Annotated in this window: 15 protein-coding genes; 3 read left to right on the top strand and 12 right to left on the bottom strand. The window is 72.6% G+C overall.

What is annotated here, in order from left to right; genetic code table 11:
* Nucleotides 1-19: 19 nt before the first annotated feature.
* The 5 genes from ACGFIM_RS23085 to ACGFIM_RS23065 are packed head-to-tail and all read right to left on the bottom strand — an operon-like array spanning nucleotide 20 to nucleotide 6,206.
* Nucleotides 20-1,603, bottom strand: coding sequence for an acyl-CoA synthetase (locus ACGFIM_RS23085; RefSeq protein ID WP_393203398.1), 1,584 nt, complete (start codon nucleotides 1,601-1,603; stop codon nucleotides 20-22).
* Nucleotides 1,603-2,748, bottom strand: coding sequence for a thiolase domain-containing protein (locus ACGFIM_RS23080; protein WP_393203396.1), 1,146 nt, complete (start codon nucleotides 2,746-2,748; stop codon nucleotides 1,603-1,605). Before ACGFIM_RS23080 ends, ACGFIM_RS23085 begins: the two co-directional genes overlap by 1 nt.
* On the bottom strand, nucleotides 2,745-3,773 hold the full coding sequence (locus ACGFIM_RS23075; protein ID WP_393203394.1) for a lipid-transfer protein: 1,029 nt from the start codon (nucleotides 3,771-3,773) through the stop codon (nucleotides 2,745-2,747). The genes ACGFIM_RS23080 and ACGFIM_RS23075 overlap by 4 nt, the downstream gene beginning before the upstream one ends.
* Nucleotides 3,770-4,669: a Zn-ribbon domain-containing OB-fold protein gene (locus ACGFIM_RS23070; protein WP_393203392.1), complete on the bottom strand. Its 900-nt coding sequence runs from the start codon at nucleotides 4,667-4,669 to the stop codon at nucleotides 3,770-3,772. The genes ACGFIM_RS23075 and ACGFIM_RS23070 overlap by 4 nt, the downstream gene beginning before the upstream one ends.
* The gene (locus ACGFIM_RS23065) at nucleotides 4,659-6,206 is read right to left on the bottom strand and encodes an acyl-CoA synthetase (protein WP_393203390.1); all 1,548 of its coding nucleotides are present in this window, start codon (nucleotides 6,204-6,206) and stop codon (nucleotides 4,659-4,661) included. Before ACGFIM_RS23065 ends, ACGFIM_RS23070 begins: the two co-directional genes overlap by 11 nt.
* A 116-nt stretch (nucleotides 6,207-6,322) precedes the next feature.
* Between ACGFIM_RS23065 and ACGFIM_RS23060 the strand changes: the two genes are divergently transcribed.
* Complete coding sequence (locus ACGFIM_RS23060; protein ID WP_393203388.1) at nucleotides 6,323-7,132, top strand: crotonase/enoyl-CoA hydratase family protein; 810 nt, start codon at nucleotides 6,323-6,325, stop codon at nucleotides 7,130-7,132.
* 24 nt (nucleotides 7,133-7,156) lie between these two features.
* Here ACGFIM_RS23060 and ACGFIM_RS23055 read toward each other — a convergent pair whose 3' ends face one another.
* Nucleotides 7,157-8,263 carry an NAD(P)H-dependent flavin oxidoreductase gene (locus ACGFIM_RS23055; RefSeq protein ID WP_393203386.1) on the bottom strand — a complete coding sequence of 369 codons (1,107 nt, stop codon included), beginning with the start codon at nucleotides 8,261-8,263 and terminating at the stop codon, nucleotides 7,157-7,159.
* Nucleotides 8,264-8,430: 167 nt separating this feature from the next.
* Entirely contained in the window at nucleotides 8,431-9,351 is a 921-nt protein-coding gene (locus tag ACGFIM_RS23050) for a DUF3068 domain-containing protein (protein WP_393203384.1), read from the bottom strand.
* A 166-nt stretch (nucleotides 9,352-9,517) separates the two neighbouring features.
* On the opposite strand from ACGFIM_RS23050, the gene ACGFIM_RS23045 reads away from it, so the two are divergent.
* Nucleotides 9,518-10,663, top strand: a complete 1,146-nt coding sequence (locus tag ACGFIM_RS23045; protein ID WP_393203382.1) for an acyltransferase family protein — start codon at nucleotides 9,518-9,520, stop codon at nucleotides 10,661-10,663.
* Here the strand turns inward: ACGFIM_RS23045 and ACGFIM_RS23040 are convergent.
* From ACGFIM_RS23040 to ACGFIM_RS23020, 5 genes are all read right to left on the bottom strand, one after another.
* On the bottom strand, nucleotides 10,590-14,753 hold the full coding sequence (locus tag ACGFIM_RS23040; protein WP_393203380.1) for an alpha-(1->3)-arabinofuranosyltransferase family protein: 4,164 nt from the start codon (nucleotides 14,751-14,753) through the stop codon (nucleotides 10,590-10,592). The genes ACGFIM_RS23045 and ACGFIM_RS23040 overlap by 74 nt on opposite strands.
* Nucleotides 14,750-15,868, bottom strand: a complete 1,119-nt coding sequence (locus tag ACGFIM_RS23035; RefSeq protein ID WP_393203378.1) for a glycosyltransferase family 4 protein — start codon at nucleotides 15,866-15,868, stop codon at nucleotides 14,750-14,752. Before ACGFIM_RS23035 ends, ACGFIM_RS23040 begins: the two co-directional genes overlap by 4 nt.
* Nucleotides 15,865-16,668, bottom strand: coding sequence for a glycosyltransferase (locus ACGFIM_RS23030; protein ID WP_393203376.1), 804 nt, complete (start codon nucleotides 16,666-16,668; stop codon nucleotides 15,865-15,867). The genes ACGFIM_RS23035 and ACGFIM_RS23030 overlap by 4 nt, the downstream gene beginning before the upstream one ends.
* Nucleotides 16,669-16,679: 11 nt before the next feature.
* Nucleotides 16,680-16,814 carry a hypothetical protein gene (locus ACGFIM_RS23025; RefSeq protein WP_329584535.1) on the bottom strand — a complete coding sequence of 45 codons (135 nt, stop codon included), beginning with the start codon at nucleotides 16,812-16,814 and terminating at the stop codon, nucleotides 16,680-16,682.
* A 121-nt stretch (nucleotides 16,815-16,935) separates the two neighbouring features.
* Nucleotides 16,936-18,483 carry a hypothetical protein gene (locus ACGFIM_RS23020; RefSeq protein WP_393203374.1) on the bottom strand — a complete coding sequence of 516 codons (1,548 nt, stop codon included), beginning with the start codon at nucleotides 18,481-18,483 and terminating at the stop codon, nucleotides 16,936-16,938.
* A gap of 80 nt (nucleotides 18,484-18,563) precedes the next feature.
* Here ACGFIM_RS23020 and ACGFIM_RS23015 point away from each other — a divergent pair, with 80 nt between their 5' ends.
* Nucleotides 18,564-20,390 (top strand): hypothetical protein, encoded by a 1,827-nt coding sequence (locus tag ACGFIM_RS23015; protein WP_393203372.1) that lies wholly within the window; start codon nucleotides 18,564-18,566, stop codon nucleotides 20,388-20,390.
* The last annotated feature ends 12 nt before the right edge of the window (nucleotides 20,391-20,402 follow it).

Below are 20,402 nucleotides of genomic sequence, written 5' to 3'. Positions count from 1 at the left end.
CGGCGCGTATCCGGAACGGCTAGGAGGCGTTCGCGGCGGTCTCCCTGGCCCACCGGTAGTCGGCTTTCCCGGCGGGCGAGCGCACCATCTCGTCCACGAACGCGTACGTCCTGGGCACCTTGTACCCCGACAGCAGCGTCCTGCAGTGCGCGTCCAGCTCCTCCCGCGTCACCTCCACGCCGGGCCGCAGCTCGACGACGGCGGCCACCCGGCTGCCCCACCGCTCGTCCGGCACCCCGGTCACCACGGCGTCGAACACGGCGGGATGCCCCTTGAGCACCGCCTCGACCTCCTCGGGGAACACCTTCTCGCCGCCGGTGTTGATGCACTGGGAGCCGCGTCCGAAGACGCTCACGGTGCCGTCCTTCCCGACGGTGGCGAGGTCGCCGGTGAGCAGCCAGCGGGTGCCCTCCTCGTCGGTGACGAACGTGCGGGCGGTCTTCTCCGGGTCGTTGTAGTAGCCGAACGCGACCCGCCCCGACCGGGCGACGGTGCCGATCCGCCCGGATCCCGGCTCGACGGGCCGGTTGCGCTCGTCGAGCACGGCCAGCCGGACGACGGCGTTGGGCTGGTAGCGCAGGCCCTTCTCGGGCGACGAGCCGGCCACCGCGGAGGCGGTGTAGCCGGACTCGGTGGAGCCGAAGTTGTCGAGGATCATCACGTTCGGCAGCAGCTCCTGGAGCCGGTCGCGGACGGCGCCCGACAGGATCGCGCCGGTCGAGCTGATCACGAAGAGCGAGGACACGTCGTACGAGCCGGACTCCAGCTCGTCGGCGATCGGCCGGGCCATGGCGTCGCCGGTGATGTTGAGCGTGGTCACGCGCTCGCGCCCGATGGCGCGTAAGACCTCGGCGGCGTCGAACTTGCGCACGTACACCATCGTCGAGCCCATCCAGAACGCGATGAACGTGGCCATCTGCGCCGCCCCGTGCATGAGGGGCGGCGCGGCCATCATCACCATCGGGGTGGCCTCGATCGCCGCGTCGATGACCTCCTGCGGGGTGGCGCGCGGCGCGCCGTACGGGTTGCCGCCGCCGAAGCCCATGAACAGGTCCTCGACATGCCACATCGCGCCCTTGGGGAGACCGGTGGTGCCGCCGGTGTAGATGATGTAGAGGTCCTGGCCGGAACGGGCGGGGAAGCCGCGCTCTGGCCTGCCGCGCTCCAGGGCGGCCGGGTACGGCACGGCCCCGCCGATCGACGGCGGCCCGCCCACGGCGATGAGGTGGTCGAGCAGCGGCGCCTGCCCGGCGACGGCGGCCACGCGCGGCTCGAACTCCACGTCGTAGACCAGCGCCCGCAGGTCGGCGTCGCGGTAGAGGTAGAGCAGCTCGGCCTCGACGTAGCGGTAGTTGACGTTGATCGGCACGGCGCGGATCTTCAGCGCGGCGAGCAGGCCGGCGACGTACTCCACGCCGTTGCAGAGGTGCAGCCCGACGTGCTGGTCGGGGTGGACGCCGAGGCCGGTGAGGTAGTGGGCGAGCCGGTTGGCTTCGGCGTCGAGCTCGGCGTACGTGCGCCGCTGGTCGCCGCAGACGATGGCCGTGCGCTCCCCGATCGCGTCCGCGAGCCCCTCGAACAGGTCGGCGTGGTTGAACTCCATCAGGGTCTCTCCCGTCCGACGATCCACATCGCGAAGAACTGGGCGCCCCCGCCGTAGGCGTGGCCCAGCGCCGTGCGGGCGCCGTCCACCTGGTGCTCGCCGGCCATGCCGCGCACCTGGAGCGCGGCCTCGGCGAACCTGATCAGTCCGGACGCCCCGATGGGGTTGCTGGAGAGCACGCCGCCGGAGGCGTTCCACGGGATGTCGCCGTCGAGCGCGGTGGCGCCCGACTCGGTGAGCTTCCAGCCCTCGCCCTCGGCGGCGAAGCCGAGGTTCTCCAGCCACATCGGCTCGTACCAGGAGAACGGCACGTACACCTCGGCCACGTCGATCTCGCGGCGCGGGTCGGTGATGCCGGCCTGGCGGTAGACGTCGGCGGCGCAGTCCTTGCCCGCCTGCGGGTTCACGGTGTCCCGCCCGGCGCGGAAGATCGGCTCGGAGCGCATGGCGGTGGCGTGCACCCAGGCGGGCGTGCCGGTGACGGCCGTTTCCGCGGCGAGGACGAGCGCGCAGGCGCCGTCGCTGGAGGGGCAGGTCTCCAGGTAGCGGATGGGCTCCCAGAGCATGGGCGTGGACTCGACCATCTTCTGGTCGATGCCGGGGATCTTGAGGTGCGCGTACGGGTTCTTCAGCGCGTTCAGCCGGTCCTTGACCGCGACGAGCGTGCCGATGTGGCCGGGCGCGCCGGATCTGCGCATGTACTCGCGGATGTGCGGGGCGAAGTAGCCGCCCGCGCCGACGACCAGCGAGGAGCTGAACGGCAGGTGGGTGGACAGGGCCCAGGTGGCGTTCGACTCCGACTGCTTTTCGAAGGCGACGACGAGGACGCGGTCGTGCACGCCGCCCTGGACGAGCGAGGCGCCGACGATGGCGGTGGAGCCGCCGACGCTGCCCGCGGTGTGCACGCGCATCAGCGGCTTGCCGGCCGCGCCGAGCGCGTCGGCGAGGTACAGCTCGGGCGTCATCACGCCTTCGAACAGGTCGGGCGCCTTGCCGACGACCACCGCGTCGATGTCCTTGAACGTCAGCCCGGCGTCGTCGAGCGCCCGCAGCGCCGCCTCGCGGACGAGCCCGGCGATGGAGACGTCGCGCCGCTTGGTGGTGTAGCGGGTCTGGCCGACGCCGATGACCGCGCACCTGTTCATCGGGCCTCCAGAACGGTGACGAGGTTCTGCTGCAGGCAGGGTCCCACGGCGGCGTGCGCGACGGTGCGGCGCGCGGTGCCATCGTGGATGCGGCGGGCGGCCTCGCCGATGCGGATGAGGCCGGTGGCCATGACGGGGTCGGCGGCGAGCGGGCCGCCCGAGGGGTTGATGACGGTGTCGCCGCCGAGCTCCAGCGCCTCGCGCAGGATCAGCTCCTCGTGGGGGAACCGGGCGTGCAGCTCGGCCACCTCGACGGGTCCCTTGGCGACGCCCGCGGCGCGGGCGGCGTCGGCGGCCGAGCCGGACCTGGCGAGGTCGCGCAGGCCGAGGTAGTGGGGTTCGACGCGGTGCGCGATGCCGGTGATGTAGGCGGGGCCGTCGCACAGCTCCCTGGCGCGGTCTCCGGCGGCGAGCACGACGGCGGCGGCGCCGTCGGTGACGGGCGGCACGTCGATCTTCCTGAGCGGCCGCACCGCGTAGTTCTCGCCGCCGGGCTCGGGCTCGGGGAGGTCGAGCGCGTACGGGTTGGCGCGCCCGTCGGCCCGGCTGCGGCGGACGATCTCGTCGAGCTCCTCCGGCTCCGCGCCGACGGCGGCGGCCTGGAGCGCCGCGTAGGAGAGCAGGTCGAGGCCGAGCGGGGCCAGGTAGTAGGGGTCGAGCTGGAGCGTCATGATCGTGCGCAGGTCGCCGAGCGACGACTTGCCGAAGCCGTAGACGAGGGCGGTGTCGACGTCGCCGTGCTGGAGGCGGACCCATGCCTCGTACAGGGCCCAGGCGCCGTCCATCTCGACGTGGCTTTCGGAGATGGGCGGCCAGGCGGCCAGCGCGTCGAGCGCGGAGACGAACGAGAACGGCGCCCCCGCCAGGTAGTCGCAGCTTCCCGAGCAGGTGAAGCCGAACCGGGTGAGGCCGGTGCGCTCCTTGACCTCGTCGATCACCGGGGCGATCATCTCGGGCTCACTGAGGCCGGTGTCGTGATCGGTGTGCCGCGTCTGCGCGAACGCGACGATCGCCACTTCTCTCATGACAGCTCCACGTCGGGCTCGCCGGTGGGGGCGAACCAGCGGATGTTCGCCATGGACGCCGTGCGCTCGTCCTCGGGGACCCAGACGGCCTTGACGCGCATGCCCTGCCGCACTTCGTGGGCGGGCACGTCGCCGACGAGCGCGATCATGGGGATGTCGGTGCCGTCGAGCAGGATGTACGCCGACACGAACGGCACCTGAGGCGCCCTCGGGTCGGGCAGGCTGTTGATGGCGAACGTGGTGACGGTCCCGGTGTCGGGCACCTCGACGGTGTCCGGGATGGCGGTGCCGCACTCGGGGCAGGCCGACCGGTACGGCACGTACACCTTGTCGCAGCGCGCGCAGCGCCCGCCGAGGAGGACGCCGCGCTCGATGCCTTCGAGGAAGACCCGCAGCGCGCCGCCGGCCCTGATGCGGTATTCGGTGCGAATGCCGGCGCGGATCTGGGAGACCTCGGGGACGAAGTGGGAGATGTCGGTGATGTGACCGGTGGGCCTGTCGCTCCAGACCGGCCAGACGCGCAGGCCCTGCCGCAGCGCCTTGGGGTTGCCGGGGTCCACGGCGTGCACGAGGTCGGTGCCGGCGCCGTCGAGACGGATGAACGCCCAGGCGAAGGGGCGGTCGAGGGGGTGGCCGGGCAGCGGCTCGTCCACCCAGGCCCACGTGGTGACCGTGCCCGCCGGGCCGACCTCGACGTACTCGCCGGTGACCGGCTCGCCGGTGGCGGGGTCGTACTCGAGGGGCGGCACCAGCACGCGGCCCTCCGCCGTGCGCACGCCGACGAGGCGGCGGGCGCGTAACTCGCTGAGGAAGCGGCCGATCACCGGCCCCGTGGTGCGGGTGTAGCCGCCGGGGAACTCCAGGACGTGCTGCGCGACCAGCGGATCAGATGGCACGGTCGTGTCCCTCCCAGTACGGGGCGCGGAGCTTGCGTTTGAGCAGCTTGCCGTTGGGCTCGCGGGGCATCTCGGCGATGAAGTCGATGCTCTTGGGCCACTTCATCCTGGACAGGCGGCCCGCCAGCGAGGCCAGCAGCTCGGCGGCCAGCTCGGGTCCCGGCACGGCGCCGGGGGCGGGCTCGACGACGGCCTTGATCTGTTCGCCCCACTCCTCGTCGGGGATGCCGAACACGGCGACGTCGGCCACCTTGGGGTGGACCATGAGCTCGTTCTCGATCTCGGCCGGGTAGATGTTCGCGCCGCCGGAGATGATCATGTCGGCCTTGCGGTCGCACAGGTAGAGGAAGCCGTCGTCGTCGAGGTAGCCGATGTCGCCGACGGTGAAGAAGTCCTTGAGGCGGTTCGCGGCGGTCTTGTCGGGGTCGCCTTTGTACTCGAACGCGGCGCCCATCATCTTCATGTAGATCGTGCCGGGGGTGCCGGTGGGCACCGGTTCGCCCTGCTCGTCGGCGATCAGCAGCTCGCTGATGGGCCAGGGCTTGCCGACCGTGCCGGGGTGCGCCTTCCAGTCCTCGGGGGTGGCGAGGGTGCCGCCGCCCTCGGTGGCGGCGTAGTACTCGTACACGCAGTCGCCCCACCAGTCGAGCATCGCCCGCTTGACCGGGACGGGACAGGGGGCGGCGGCGTGGATCATCCAGCGCAGCGAGGACAGGTCGTAGGCGGCGCGGGTCTTCTCCGGCAGCGCGAGCAGCCGCTTGAAGTGCGTCGGCACCAGGTGAGAGCCGGTGACGCGGTGCCGCTCGCACAGGCGCAGCATCTCCTCGGCGTCGAAGCGGTCCATGTAGACGAGCGTGTGGCCCATGTGCAGGGCGGTGCCGCCGAACTGGGTGACCGCCGTGTGGTAGCTCGGCGAGGTGACGAGGTGGACGTTGGGGCGGCCGGGCGTGATGCCGAACAGCGCGAGCAGGAACGTCATCAGCTCCGCACCGTCGTCCGGGTCCAGGCCGCTGAGCGGCCGTCTGACGCCTTTGGGCTTGCCGGTGGTGCCGGAGGTGTAGTGCATGGTGGCGCCGGCGGTGCGATCCTCGGGCGCGGTGTCCGGCCGCCCGCCGGTCAGGTCGCTCTCCGGGCGGAACCCCGGGGCGTCGCCGCCGATCGAGAAGCGCCGGTCGGGCGCGATGGCCTCGGCGCCGCGCGCGCCCTCGGTGAGGAAGCGCGGGTGCACGAAGAACGCCTCGGCCTCGCTGTCGGAGACGATGTAGGCGATCTCCGGGCCGGTGAGATGCCAGTTGACCGGCGTGTAGTACCAGCCCGCCTGCAGGGCCGCCAGGTAGAGGACGAGGCCGTCGGCGCTGTTGGGCACCAGGCCGCAGATGACGTCGCCGGGCCGGAGGCCGAGCGCGCGCAGCCCGTGCACGAGCCGGTTGGCCCGGGCCAGGAGATCGCCCGCGCGGTGCTGCCTGCCGTCGGGGTCCACGGCCGCGATCCACTCGGGATCCGCTTGCGCGAGCCTCCAGAAACCGAGCGTGCCCATCTGATCTCCTCAGCGTTGGGCGGGCAAAACAGGAACCTGTTCTCGTTTCTGGTGGGAGCGTATCCTGGGCCAAAGTCCTGAGCAAGCGCTTGATCTAGCGACGTACGGAGGCCTCAGTGGAGCTTTTGCCGATCAGCACGCCGCACTGCCGGATCGAACGCGACGGCCACGTTCTCATCGTCACCATGAACCGGCCGGAGGCCCGCAACGCGCTCTCCGCGGACATGCTGATCGGCCTGGCCTCGGCGTGGGCGTACGCCTCCGAGGAGCCCGGCGTGCGGGTGGCGATCCTCACCGGCGCGCAGGGCACGTTCTGCGCCGGGGCCGACCTCAAGGCGATGGGGCAGCCGTCGAGCGACCCCGGCGTGCAGGCCCGCGCCGCGAAGATCCCCGGCTTCCACTGGAAGGGGCTGCTGCGCGAGGACCCGCCCACGAAGCCGGTCATCAGCGCGGTCGAGGGCTACGCGGTGGCCGGAGGCACCGAGCTGCTGGTGGGCACCGACCTGCGGGTGGTGGCCGAGTCGGCGACGCTCGGGCTCTTCGAGGCCAAGCGGGCGCTGTTCCCGATGGGCGGCAGCGCCGTACGGCTGCCGCGCCAGATCCCCTACTGCCACGCCATGGACCTCCTGCTGACCGGCCGCGCGATCACGGCGGCGGAGGCGCTGTCGATGGGGCTGGTCAACCGCGTCGTCCCCGACGGCCAGGCGCTGGCGGCGGCCCGCGAGCTGGCCGACGACGTCGCCGCCTCCGGCCCGCTCGCCGTCCAGGCCATCCTGCGCACCTACCGCGACACGCTCGGCCTCTCCGAGCCCGAGGCCCTGAAGGTGTCGGACGAGCTGGGCTGGCCGGTGATCGGCTCCGAGGACGCCAAGGAGGGCACCCGCGCCTGGCGCGAAAACCGCCCCGCCCGCTATGAGGGCCGGTGACACCCGACGCCGGCACACGGTGGCTCAGCCGGTGGTGAGGTGCTGGAGGCGGGTGCAGGCTTCGGCGTACTCCTCGACCAGGGAGTAGACGACGTCTCTGGCGGGCCGGACCCGGTTCGTGATGCCGATGATCTGGCCGGCGGGGAACGTGGCGAGCTCGGCGGCATCGGAGCGGCCGATGCGGCGCAGGGCGTCGGAGACCAGCATGAACTGCAGCGGCATCGGCAGCGTGCCCGGCGACTCCGCGGATTCCCACGCCTCGGTCCAGGCGTTCTTGAGCAGCCGGGCGGGCTTGCCGGTCCAGCTCCGGGAGCGGACGGTGTCACGGGAGGTGGCCTCGAGGATGCGCCGCCTGGCCATCTCGGGAGTGTCGGCCTCTTCGACGGTGAGCCAGATCGAGCCCGTCCAGACGCCCTCGGCGCCGAGCGCCATCCCGGCGGCCATCTGGCGGCCGTTGCCGATGCCGCCGGCCGCCAGCACCGGCACGTCCACCGCGTCCACGACCTGCGGGATGAGCACCATGGTGGAGATCTCGCCGGTGTGCCCGCCGGCCTCGGCGCCCTGGGCGACCACGACGTCCACGCCGACCTCGACCTGCTTGAGCGCGTGGCGCGGGGTGGAGGCGAGCGCGGCGACCTTGACGCCGTGGGCGTGGGCGAGCTCGACCACGTCGGCGGGCGGCGGGCCGAGCGCGTTGGCGAGCAGCGCGATGGGATGGCGCAGGGCGACCTCGACCTGCGGGCGCGCGGTGGCGTCGGTCCAGCCGAGCAGCACCTTGCCGGGGTCGGCGTCCCCGGACAGCGGCGGCACGCCATGCCGGGCGAGCAGGTTCTCGACGAACGCCCGGTGGCCGTCGGGGATCATCGCCTGGAGGCGGCCGACCAGCTCGCCGGGCGCGAAGTCCGCGCCCTCGTACGAGGCGGGCATGACGACGTCCACCCCGTACGGCCGGCCGTCCACGTGGTCGTCGATCCACGTGAGCTCGATCTCGAGCTCTTCCGGGGTGAAGTAGAGCGCGCCGAGCACGCCCATGCCGCCGGCCTTGCTGACGGCGGCGACCACATCCCGGCAGTGGCTGAACGCGAAGATCGGAAACTCGATTCCGAACATGTCCGTGACGCGTGTCCGCATGGCCCGACGATACGTCCGCCATACGGCGAACTGCAACGCGTTCTAGCGTGGAATCCTCGGTCCTCTACTCACGGGTAACATCAAATTGCAACTTGTTCCAACCAGAACGCCCGCGGCCATGAAAAAGGGCCCGTTCCCGCGGAACGGGCCCGGAACGTACGCGGGGCTCAGGCGGCGGCCGGGCGGCGCAGGCCCAGGACGACGCCGGCCACGACGAGCACCACACCGACGATGAGCAGCACCAGCGGGATGACGTTCTTCAGCAGGTTGATGGCGTTCTTCGCCTGCTGGGCGTTGTCGACCAGCTCTTCCACGGTCTTGTCGGTCATCTTCGCGGTCGCGACGAAGGCGTCGGAGCGCTCGACGCCGTCCTGCGTCTTCAGCACCTCGTGGCGCTGCACCTCCTGCCGCACGGGAGACCCGGTGACCGGCTCGACCCAGTACGTGGTCTTGCCGTCGTACCAGCGGTCCACCTGCACGTCACCGGTGGCGTCCTTGATGCCGAGCACGTTGGCGGGGGCGGTGCGGGTCTCGGTCTTGGTGGGCGGGACCTGCTGCTCGAAGACGTAGACGGGCAGGCCGTTGACCGTGTCCTCGCGGACGAAGTGCGCGTCGAACGCCTTCTGCGCGGTGGCGTTGAACACCTTGTAGGTCTTCTTCTCCACGTTGAACGGGAACTTGTAGACCTGCCCCTCCATCTGCACCGGCGTCTTCTCGACGCTCGCGCCGCAGCAGTTCAGCGCCTCGCCGGTGTAGCGGTCGAAGGCGCTGCGCCGCTCGGTCAGCTCGATCAGGGGCCGCTTGTTGGTCACGTCGTTGACGACCATGGCCTCGTCCCAGACCACCCGCTCACTGGTGGCCTCCTTCACGTCGCCGCGGGTGGTGACGATGATGTCGAGGTCACCGGTCAGCACCTTGAGATCCTGCAGCGAGAAGTAGCGGGCGTCCTTGGCCTCGAGCCGCGAGATGCCGAACTGGTCGGCGGGCGCGGAGATGATCTTGTCGGCCGCCCAGAACCTCAGCAGCGGCGCCAGTGCGATGAAGAAAGCCCCGAACCCGATGAGGACGAGCGTGGAGATGCGACCCATCGAGGCCTCCGCATTGTAGAACATGTTGTCGTTCGGTGCGTTCGTCGAGCATCAAAGTATGACAGGGGGTGCCACCGGTCAGCGGCGGCGGAACCACCGCAACCAAATCGATAGAAACAAGTTCTATCGTAGTTTCGGCAATCGGCAGCGGACATCTGGAGCGTGGATGAAGGGCAGGGACGCCGCACTCGACGGCATCCGCGCGGTGGCCGCGCTCGGCGTCTGGCTGCTGCACGTCGGGAGCAACACCGGCGTCATGTACCGCGACGGCATGCTCAACTGGCTGATGAGCCGCCTCGGCGTCGCCGTCCCCATCTTCTTCCTCCTGTCGGGCCTGCTGCTCTACCGCCCGTGGGCGCGCGCGGTGATCGAGGATACGCCACGCCCGCGGCCACTCGGTTACCTGTGGCGCCGGGTGCTGCGCGTCATGCCCGTCTACTGGCTGGTGAGCGCGCTCGCCCTGTGGGCGTGGACCTCCTACGACTGGACCGGCTGGCTGAAGTGGATGCTGCTCGCGCAGAACTTCTTCCCCGACGATCCGACGCCCGACGGGCTCTACCAGATGTGGACGCTGCCCATCGAGATGTCCTTCTACGTGGTGCTGCCGGTGCTGGCCTGGGCGCTGCACCGGTGGGCGCGCGGCGGCAACCGCCCGGTGCGGCTGCTCGCGGGCATCTCGGTGCTGCCGGCGATCTCGGTGGTCACCGTGGTCGTCGCCCGGCTGGCCGAGCTGCCCGACCTCGCCCTGCTGCTGCCGTACCACCTGGTGTTCTTCGGCTGCGGCATGGCGATGGCGGTGCTGTCGGTGTGGATCGGGCACAGCCGGGTGATCGAGTCGCTGGCCCCGCAGCTCCTCGTCCTCGCGGGCCTGCTGTACGTGCTGCTGAGCACCGAGCTGGCCGGCCCGCGCACCCTCGTGATCCCCACGCTGTCGCAGTCGCTGTGGCGGATGGCCCTGGAGACGGCCGTGTCGGTGCTGCTGGTGGCGCCGTTCGCACTGGCCTCCAGGCCGGAGTCGCTGCGCAACCGGGTGCTCGGCAACCCCGTCGCGGCCTACCTGGGCCGCATCTCCTACAGCTTCTTCCTCTGGCACGCGCCGGTGATCACGCTGCAGCTCAAGCTGACCGGCGCGCAGCCGTTCCAGGCGGACTTCACCAGCGTCGCGGTGATCTCGTTCGTGGTGACGATGCTGCTGAGCGTCGGCAGCTACCACCTGATCGAGGTGAGCGCGCTCAAGCTCAGCCGACACCGGTCAGCACCTGCCTCGCCGCCGGCAGCTCGCGCCGCTCTTCCCGCCGCGCCGGCGCGCTGACGAGCTGCCCGAACAGCACGCCGACCGCCGCGCACGAGGCGAGCTGCGGCACGTGGTCCATGAGCAGCTCGACGTCGATGCCGTACTCGCGCAGCGTCATCGCGGCGGCCAGGGACAGCGCCGCCGCGCAGCACGCGCCCGCCGCCGCCCAGTGGGCGGGCCACCGCCTGGCCCGCAGCAGCAGGGTCACCAGCAGCGCGCCGAGCACCGCCAGCATGCCGGGCCAGCTCGCCGTCCAGCCGCCGAACGCCAGCGCCGCCACCACCACGTACGGCGCCCGCGGCCACGACAGCCGGGCCGCCGCGGCGGCGGCGGTCTCGCGCACGTGCTCGGGACGCGGCCCCCGCAGCACCACGGCGGCCAGTGCGAGCAGCGCGATCCCGGTGAGCCCCAGCAGGAGCGCGAGCCGGTAGACCCGGTCGGGCAGGTACTCCATCATCACGGTGCCCGTGGTGCCCGCGGGCAGCTCCCATGCCTGCTTCCAGCCGTCGATCCTGACCGGTTTGAGCGTCTCGCCGCCGATGCTCGCCCGCCAGCCGGCGTTGAAGTTCTCGTTGACGACGAGGAAGGAGTCCTTGGGCGCGCTGACCTCGACCTCGCGCTCGGTGGGCGTCCAGGTCTTCTGCACCACCCCGCCCTCCACACCGGGCGTCCGCTCGGGCAGCGCGCCGACCACCAGCGCGTCGATCGCGTACGGGTCCCAGCCCGCCACCCGCACCCGGTTGTCGCCGGCGGAAAGCCGCGCCTTCTCGCAGCCGGTGATCCGGACGGGCCGCTGTTCGAGCAGGTCGGCGTGGGTGCCGGTGACGCTGGTGGGGATCGTGCGGCCGTTCACCTCGATGGCCGGGCCGAAGCCGCAGCTCAGCCGCAGCGGCACGTCGCCGGGCCGCCCGACGGGATCGACGCCGGGGATGATCAGCTCGGTCACCTGCAGCCGCTGCGCGAACGGCGTGAAGCGGAGCTTGAGCGTGCGGGTCTTCATCGGCTTGAACGTCACGATGCCGTGCTCGTCCACACGGCCGCCGCGCACCTGCCCGCCGTCGCCGCTGACGATCACGTCGAGCGGGCCCTGATCGCCTCCGGGACGGCCGATCTGGACGCGGGAGACCGTGATCGGCTTCTTCCACGCGACGGTGAGCACGGGCTCCTTGTCGTCGGCGGCGGGGATCCACGTGGTGCTGTCGTCGCCGTCGAAGGCCGACCTGGGCGAGACGACCGCGTCCTCGCTGAGCTGGGACGAGCCGGTCACGCTGGTCAGGTCCGCACGGATGCGGGTGTAGCGGTCGATCAGCTCGGGGTCGCGCAGCACGGCCGTGCCCCGCACGGTCACGCTCCCCGCCTCATCGGCATGGAAAGTGCGGTCGAACCCGGTCTCCTCGCTCTGCTCGGCCAGCGTGACCTCGTTGCAGACCCAGCGCCGCGGATTGCGCATGCAGGCGGGCCGCCCGTCGAGGCCGCGGTCCATGACGTACACGTCGCCGTCCTCGCCGGGCAGCCGGATCGTCCGCCCGGCCGTGACACCGGGGATCGACAGCTCGACCACGCCGACGCGCTGGCCGTAGCTCCACGTGCCGGAGGCGGTGGCGGCCACCTTGATCCGCACCCAGCTCGTCGGCCCGTCCGGCACGCGCAGCCGCTGCGGGTCCGTCGTACGGGCGACGTCCTGCACCAGGCTGCCCGCCTCGGTCTCCACCGCGACGCGGGAGACGGCCTGGCCGAGCAGCAGGTCGGGCGCGAACATGATGTTCACGTACGGGATCCGCATCCGGCCGCGCAGGTCCACCCGCAGCCACTCGCCGCGCGGGTCCTTCGTGCCGTCGCTCTCCCAGCCGGTCTTCGCGTTGCCGTCCATGGCGGCGTACGGGCCGCGCCCGCTGCTGCTGATCCCGGCCGGCGCGTACGGGTCGGCGGCCGATGAGGAGGCGCTGATGCCGGCGATGCCGTCGTACTCGGCCACCGCGGCCTCGTCGAGCCAGCCCTCCTCCAGCAGGTCGAGTGCCCTGACCCCGTCGAAGTCGCTCTTGTGGCCGGCGGTGAGCGTCGGCGACCGGTTCGTGCGCAGCTCCCCGAACGAGCGTTCCTTCAGCCGCAGCGCATCACTGACCACGGTGGGCGCCTCGCGGGTGCCCGCGTCACCGTTGACCAGCACCGGCTCATCGTCCAGCAGGCCGAGGTCGCCCATCGTGAGCAGCGACTCCGGCGCGCCGCGCACCGCCAGCGCATCGGCCGCGGGGCGCACGGAGACCAGGTCGGCGGCGCCCGTCACCTCGTACAGCTCCAGCGCGGGGAAGGCCGGGTCCAGCATGTTCACCGCGTCGTCGGTCTCCTGGTCGCCGACCGGCTCGCCGAACGAGCGCACCTTCGTGATGCCGGGCGACTCGCGCAGCGCCTCGTAGACGCGCGACGGCCAGGCGCCCTGGAGGTTCGGCCTGACGAGGTCGTTCCTGACGAGCAGGTAGCGCACGCCGAGCCTGCGCAGCACCTCGGTCAGCCCGGCCGAGCCGCGGCCCGACGCGAGGCGCAGGTCGATGGCGTCGAGCAGCCGGGTCAGGCCGACCGAGCCGGGCGGCTCGATCTTCCTGGTGGTCCAGCGGGCCGTGGTCAGCGCCTGGAGCGGCTCGTCCATCGGGCGGCCCCAGACGTACTCGGCGAACTTCGCGCCCGGCACGACCAGCACGCCGTCGTCGCCCGCGTTGCGGTCGAGCCAGGCGGCGGCCTCGCGCCAGTGTGCGGGCACCTCCTTGAAGTCGCCGGGCGCGGCCAGGCCCTGGTTGAAGACCGGCAGCACGAGCGCGGTGCAGGCGGCGACGGCGATCGTACGGACCGGCAGCCTGGCGTGACGCGCCAGCAGGTGCGCGAACCCGAAGGCGAGCGCGAGCCGGACGAGCGGGTCGAACTTGCGCAGGTTGCGCAGCGGCGCGAGCGGCCCGTCGAGCAGCCAGCGCACCGCCTCGGCGGTGACCGGCTCGAGCGCGCTCGCGTGCCCGGCGACCAGCGCGGCCACGCCCACCAGGAAGAGCGTCACCACAAAGCCCCTGGCGGGCAGGTCGCGGCGGGCGAGACCGGCGAGGCCGAGCGCCGCGATCACGCCCGTGACCACGACCATCGAGGCCGCGGTCGCGATCCTGAACCCCGGCGGCTGCTCCAGCACGCCGTTCAGCGGCAGGTAGCGCGCCCAGTCGGAGGCGCCGCGCAGCACGTTCGTCAGCGAGGTGACGGCCGTGGTGGTCTCAGCGGTCTCGGTGTACGGCAGGAACGAGAACGCGTACCGGCCGATCAGCAGCAGCGGCAGCGACCAGAACAGGGTGGCCACCGCGACCGCGCCCGACCACCAGCCGAGCAGCCGCCAGCGCGGCACCGGGCGCGGCCTGGTGAGGATGTAGAGTACGGGCGCGACCAGCACGGCCAGCACGGCGACCGCGTTCACGCCGCCGCACAGCGCCACCGCAAGCGCCGACCTGATCGCGCCGCGCGCCCGCTGGCCGGTCTCCGACGCGGTGAGCAGCGGCAGCAGGATCCACGGCAGCATCGCGGCGGGCAGCCATTCGACGGAGATCTCCCCGATGATCGACAGCGTGCGCGGGGCCAGCGCGTACGCCAGCGCCCCCGCGATCCTGGTGCCCGGCGAGCCGATGCCGAGCCGTCCCGCCAGGCGCTCGACGCCGAGGAAGGCCACGCACATCAGCAGCGTCAGCCACAGCCGCTGCGTCACCCAGGGCGGGATCCCCGCGAGGTCGCCGAGTGCGAAGAACGGGCCCATCGGGAAGATGTAGCCGGACACCTGGTTCTGCAGCTGGCCGAAGTGCTGCAGGTCCCACAGGTGGGCGGCGCGCTCGAGCCAGCCGGCCGGGTTGAGCGCGAGGTCCATCTTGGTGTCGGAGATGAGGTGGCCCGGCCGGGTGGTGAACGCGAGCAGCGCGAAGCCGAAGCAGCACAGCAGCAGCCAGATCCGCCGCCTGGCGGCCTCGCCCACCGGGCGGCCCGCGCCGATGCGCCGCCCGGCCACCAGCTTGTCGGTGGGCAGCAGCGTGGGAGCGGGCGGCAGGGTTCTGATCCGCCCGGTCGCGGGCGGCCTGGCGGGCGAGCTCATGAGCGCTCCCGCCCGAAGTGCGGGTCGGGGCCGGGGTCGGCGCCGTGCAGGAGCGCGAGGAGGCGTTCGGCGCTGTGGTCCCAGGAGAAGCGGTCAGCCCATGCCCGACATTTCACGCTATAAGTTTCGTCCAGCTCGTCGAGTGCGGCGGCGATCCCCTTGGCCAGCCCCTGAACAGGCTCGCCGTCTTCCGGCAGCAGCCAGCCGGTCTCCCCCGGCCGTACGGCGTCGCGCAGCCCGTCCACGTCGAAGGCCACGGTCGGCACGCCCAGCGCGGCGGCCTCCAGCACGCTCAGCCCCCACCCCTCGCCCTGGGAGGCGCTGATGTGCAGCCAGGCCCGCGCGACCACCCGAGCCTTCTCCTCCTCCGGCAGGTAGCCGTGGAGCGTGACGCCCTCGGGCAGCCGGGCCCGCAGCGCCGCCTCCTCGGGGCCGCGGCCGACGATGTCCACGGCCAGGTCCGGGTGCTGCTCACGCAGCTCGGCGACGGCGTCCAGCAGCAGGTGCACCCGCTTGTGCGCGACCAGCCGCCCGAGGCAGACCAGGCGCGGCTCGCGGCTCTTCCCGGCGGGTCCCGGCGAGACGACGCTCACCCCGTTCGGCACGATGTGGACGGGACCCCGCCACCCGAGCCGCTCACGCATGGCGCGCTCGGTGGACGGCGAGACGGCCACGCTCGCGTGCCGCCGGTAGCTCCACCGCGAGACCGGCCCTTCGAGGAAGCGCCCGAAGGCCGCGAGCCAGCCCGGCATGTGCACGCCGAACTGCCGGTCGTGCACGTGGTGCACCACGCAGACCACCCGCGTGCGCCGCCGCACCACCCACGGGGTGAAGAACGGGATGCCGTTCTGGCAGTCGAGCACCGCGTCGAAGCGGCCCCTGCGCAGCAGCAGCCAGGCCAGCACCAGCGGATAGACGGTGAAGACACCGCCCATCCGCACGAAGCGCACGCCCTCCACGAGCTCGCTTCCGCGCTGCCCGGGAGCGCGGGCGGTGACGTACGTGACCTCGTGGCCGGCCCGCGCGAAGCGACGGGCCGACTCCCAGGCGAAGGTCTCGGCGCCGCCCGCCTGGGGATGCCAGGGGTCACGCCAGTTGACGACAGCGATCTTCACGGATATCCGACGGGGTCGAGCGGCGGCTCCCACGCCGTCCGCGCGGCGGATCCGGGCCTCGTGCGCAGCCGCAGCCAGATCCTGCCCAGCTCCAGCACGATGCCCGCGGTGTGCCGGGCCGGGGAGAAGCGCGAGCCCGGCATGTCGCGCCAGCGCACGGGGATCTCGGTGATCCGGCCGCCCCGCTCGGCGCAGCGGGCGAGCAGCTCGATGTCGAAGGCGAAGCCGGGCGTGCGCAGCAGCTCGGCGCACTCGCGGGCGAGCGGGCCGTCGAAGAACTTGAAGCCGCACTGGGTGTCGCCGACACCGCGCACGAGCGCGCCGGCCAGCGCGCGGAACCCGTACGCGCCCAGCTCGCGGATCCGGCTGTGCCGGTTCTCCACGCGGGAGTCCCGGTGGGCGCGCGACCCGATCACCACGCGCTCGCCGGACAGCAGCAGCCCGAGCGCCAGGTCGATGGCATCGAGATCGGTGGCCATGTCGGCGTCCAGGAAGCCGACGTAGGGCGCGCGGGTGGCGAGCAGCCCGGCGCGTACGGCGGCTCCCTTGCCGGGCCTCGCGCACCGGACGAGCCGGACGGGCACGGGGCCGCGCGGCCAGTTCTCGACGATCTCGGCCGTACGGTCCGTGCTGGCGTTGTCCACGACGATGACGGAAGCGGGGAACGGCATGCGGGCGAGCTTCGCGCACAGCTGCAGGAGCCCCCCGGGTAGTCGTCCTTCCTCGTTGTAGGCGGGAATGACGATCTCAAGCAGTGGTCGCCGGCTCGTGCCCTCGTCCCCTTGCGGAGAGGGTGGCATGGCGCTTCTGGTTACCGGTCGCCGTAGTTGTAGAGCGGCTGGTTGACCGGCGTGGCCGTGGCGCCGGTGAAGGACACGGTCGTGACCGTGGCCACGAGTGCCGCCACGGCTACGCCGATGATCGCTGCTAAGAGGACTTTGATCAACGGGGTTCCTCCTGAAGCGGGCGGGTAGTGCGGGCGTCCCTCAACTTAGAACCAATTCTTGCTACTGGGAAGTAGCTAGGTTGAACTCTAACAAAAACGCTGACGAGCGTACCGATCGGCGTCAGGGTGCCGCCACCCGGCCGTCGAACCGGTACAACCGCAGGTCACCGGTATCGACCAGGACCCTTGCGCTGCGTAGCCACTGCGCGAAGCGCTCGCGTTCCGCAACTGTCCCGGCGTCCACTATCACGTAGCGGAATCCGGCGGCTCGGAGATCCGGGGCAGGCCCGACTAGTACGCGTTCTACCTCCCGGGCGCGCGGGTCCTCGCTGCGCACGACCATGTCGCCGACGCGTACGGCGTCGTTGGTCACCACCCGCCGCCCCGGCACCGCGAAGAAGCGCTGGGCCGGGTCGAGCAGCGCCCGATGCCCGTTCCAGGGGAAGCGCCGGTAGGACTCGAACGGCAGCACCAGCACCTCGCCGGGCTCGGGGTCCCGCCTGATGATCTCGCGCGCCGCCGTCCAGCTCTCCGGGTAGCGCACCGCCTCCAGCCGGCCCAGCGCGCCCCAGGCCAGGGTGGGCAGCACCGCGACCGGCACCAGCACCAGCGCGAGCACCCACGCCTTCCACGCCGCCACGTGCTCGGCCAGCAGGCCGAGGCCGAGCGCCGCCATCAGCGCCAGCGGCGCCACGTACTGCTGGGCGTCCCTGAACACCGCGAAGCCGCCCCACAGCTCCACCGCCCGCTCGAAGACCGCCCTGCCCGGCGCGGTCACCCCCACGGACGCCACCGCGAGCCCGGCCGCCGCGGCCCCCGCGAGCCCCCACCTGCCCGGCATCCCGCCGCGCAGGAACGCGACCGCGCCCGCCGGCGTCAGCAGCAGCCGCGCCGCCGCGCCGACCGGATCGCCGTAGCCGGGCGGCACCGCGTACGCGTTCCAGATCCCGCCCAGCGACAGCAGGCTGCCCACCGCGCCGAACGGCGTGTCCGCCCTGGCGGCGAAGGCCGCCACGCCCACGGGGTCGCCCTCCAGCCCGTACGGCCGCAGCGCCGCCGGCACCAGCCACGGCAGGCTGAACAGCGCGAGCAGCGCCGCCACCCGGGCCACCGTCTTCACGCGCGGCCCACCGGCGGCCACAGCGGCCGGCAGGGCGGTGATCGCGGTCACCGTCATCGCCGCGAACCCGCCCACGGCGGCCGGCAGCATCGCCAGGGCGATCCGCCGCCCCGACCAGACCGCGCGCACCACCCAGGGCAGCCCCGCGTAGCCAAGCAGCAACGCCCACTGTCCGATGAGCAGCCGCTCGGCGACGTACGGGTTCCACACGTAGCAGGCCCCCGCGACCAGGCGCGGCCCGAGCGACGCCGACGGCACCAGCAGCGCCGCGCCCGAGCAGCCCAGCACGAAGACGCCGAGCAGGATCGCCTTCTGCACCAGCTCGGCGGGCAGCACCTGCGCGAGCGCGGTCACCACGGCGTCGCTCGGCACCACCCGCGGCGCGCCGCCCGCCAGCCCGAACGTGAACCGGGAGAACTCCGGCTCGGGCACGAACACCATGTCCTGGATCAGCACGAACCCCCAGCCCAGGGCCGGGCCGAGCGCCAGGCAGCCGAGCACGAGCCCGAGCAGGGCGGCGGCGAGCCCGGCACGGGCAGACTGGGACATCCCGCTATGACATCACAACCGGGACACGGCCGTTCCCCTGAGGAGCGTCCCCGGTTACGCTGCGCGCGGGGGAGAACGGGGTGATCATGGACGAAGGCGTCTTACCGCGCCTGCGCGGGCGCGACGCCGTGCCGGCGGCGGGTCTCGTGATGATCGCCGTGCAGCTCGTGTGGAAGTACGAGCTGGTCAGGCGGACGTTCTTCCGCCAGGACGACTTCCACTACATCATCCGCGGCCGGGAGAGCGGCCTCACCTGGGACTACCTCATGTGGGTGGACGTCGGGCACCTGCTGCCCGGCGGCTTCGGCATCTCCTGGGCGATGGCCAGGCTCGGCGGCTACAACGAGGCGCTCGCCCACGCCACCACGATGACGCTGCAGGCCGGGGCGAGCCTGGCCATGCTGCGGCTGCTGTGGGTGCTGTTCGGCCCCAGGCCCGCGATCCTCGTGCCGCTCGGGCTCTACCTGGTGACGCCCATGACCGTGCCGTCGCTGTCGTGGTGGGCGGCGGTACTGGAGACGCTGCCGCTGCAGCTCGCGCTGCCGATGGCGCTCGCCTCGCACACCCTGTACGTCCGCCGCGGGCGGGCGCGCCATCTGGTGGCGGCGTGCGCGTGGACGGTGTTCGGGCTGCTGTTCTTCGTCAAGGCCGCGTTCATCCCCGTGATCATGCTGGTGGTGACCGCCGTCTGGCTGCGGCCGCGCGGGTGGTGGCGGCTCTGGCGGGCCTGGGTGCCGTACGCGGCGATCCTGGCGGCGTACGCGGCCGTCTTCTTCACCGGGCTCTACGGCTCCGTACAGCTCAACGACAGGACACAGACGCCCGAGCTGCCCGGCGCGGGCACGGCGGCCGAGTTCGCGTGGGTGCTCGGCTTCCGCGCGCTGGTGCCGTCGGCGCTCGGCGGGCCCTGGCGGTGGCGGCCGATCGGCGACGACTACGCGATGGCGGCCACGCCCGCGCCGCTCGCCTGGGCCGCACTCGCCGTGGCGGCGATCGTGGTGGCGGTGTCGCTGCGGCACCGGCGGCGCGCCTGGGCCGCCTGGCTGACGCTGCTCGGCTACTTCCTGCTCGCGGACGTGGTGCCGGTGCTGCTCGGCCGCATCGAGCTGCTCGGCCCCGGCGTGCTCGGCCACGAGCTGCGCTACCTCGCCGCCACCGCCACCGTCGTGTCGCCGGCGGTCGCCCTCGCCTTCATCCCGCTCGACGGCGAGGAGCACCCGTGGCGGCGGCCGCTCCCCCGGTGGCGGTGGGCGTGGATGCCGCTGGCCGCCGCCGTCTGCGCGGGCTCGGTGTGGTCCGTGGCCGCGTACGCCGACCGGCCGCTGGGCGGTCCCGTGCGCGACTACGTGCGGACGGCCTCGCGGGCGCTCGCGCAGGTGCCGGCGGGTGCGGTGGTGCTGGACACGTACGTGCCGCCCGAGGTCGCGTCCCCGGCCTTCTTCCACGAGTACGCCCGGCACTCCAGGCTTCTCGGCGTGCCCCGCCCGTGGCCGGTGACGTGGACGCGGGAGCTGACCGGGCCGGTGCGCAACCCGCTGGCGTTCGACAGGCGGGGCCGGCTGCGGCCGGTGACCGTGCGCGGGCTGCGGCTCCCGCAGCGGGCGTGCGTGCCCGTCGGGGCCGGCGAGGTGCGCTTCCGCCTGCCCGCGCCGCTGCCCGGCGGCGCCTACACCGCGCAGATCTCCTACCTGAACGCCGCCCCCACCACGCTCGCCGTCCGGCTCGGCGGTCCCGGCGAGGCCCGGGTACCCACAGGAAAGGACCTGGGCACGACGTTCGTCCAGGTCCACGGCCAGGGCGCGGAGCTGTTCCTGCGCGTGCCGGACGGTCCGGCCGCCTGCGTCGGCGAGATCAGGATCGGCCGCCCGGTCCCCGACGAGGACGGCCCGGCCATCCCCGTGGGATGACCGGGCCGCCCG

This window comes from Nonomuraea sp. NPDC049309 (assembly GCF_043196965.1).
GTDB classification, from domain to species: Bacteria; Actinomycetota; Actinomycetes; order Streptosporangiales; family Streptosporangiaceae; genus Nonomuraea; species Nonomuraea fastidiosa.
The sequence above is the reverse complement of the archived record's forward strand: the minus strand, read 5'-3'. Positions and strand labels throughout refer to the sequence as shown.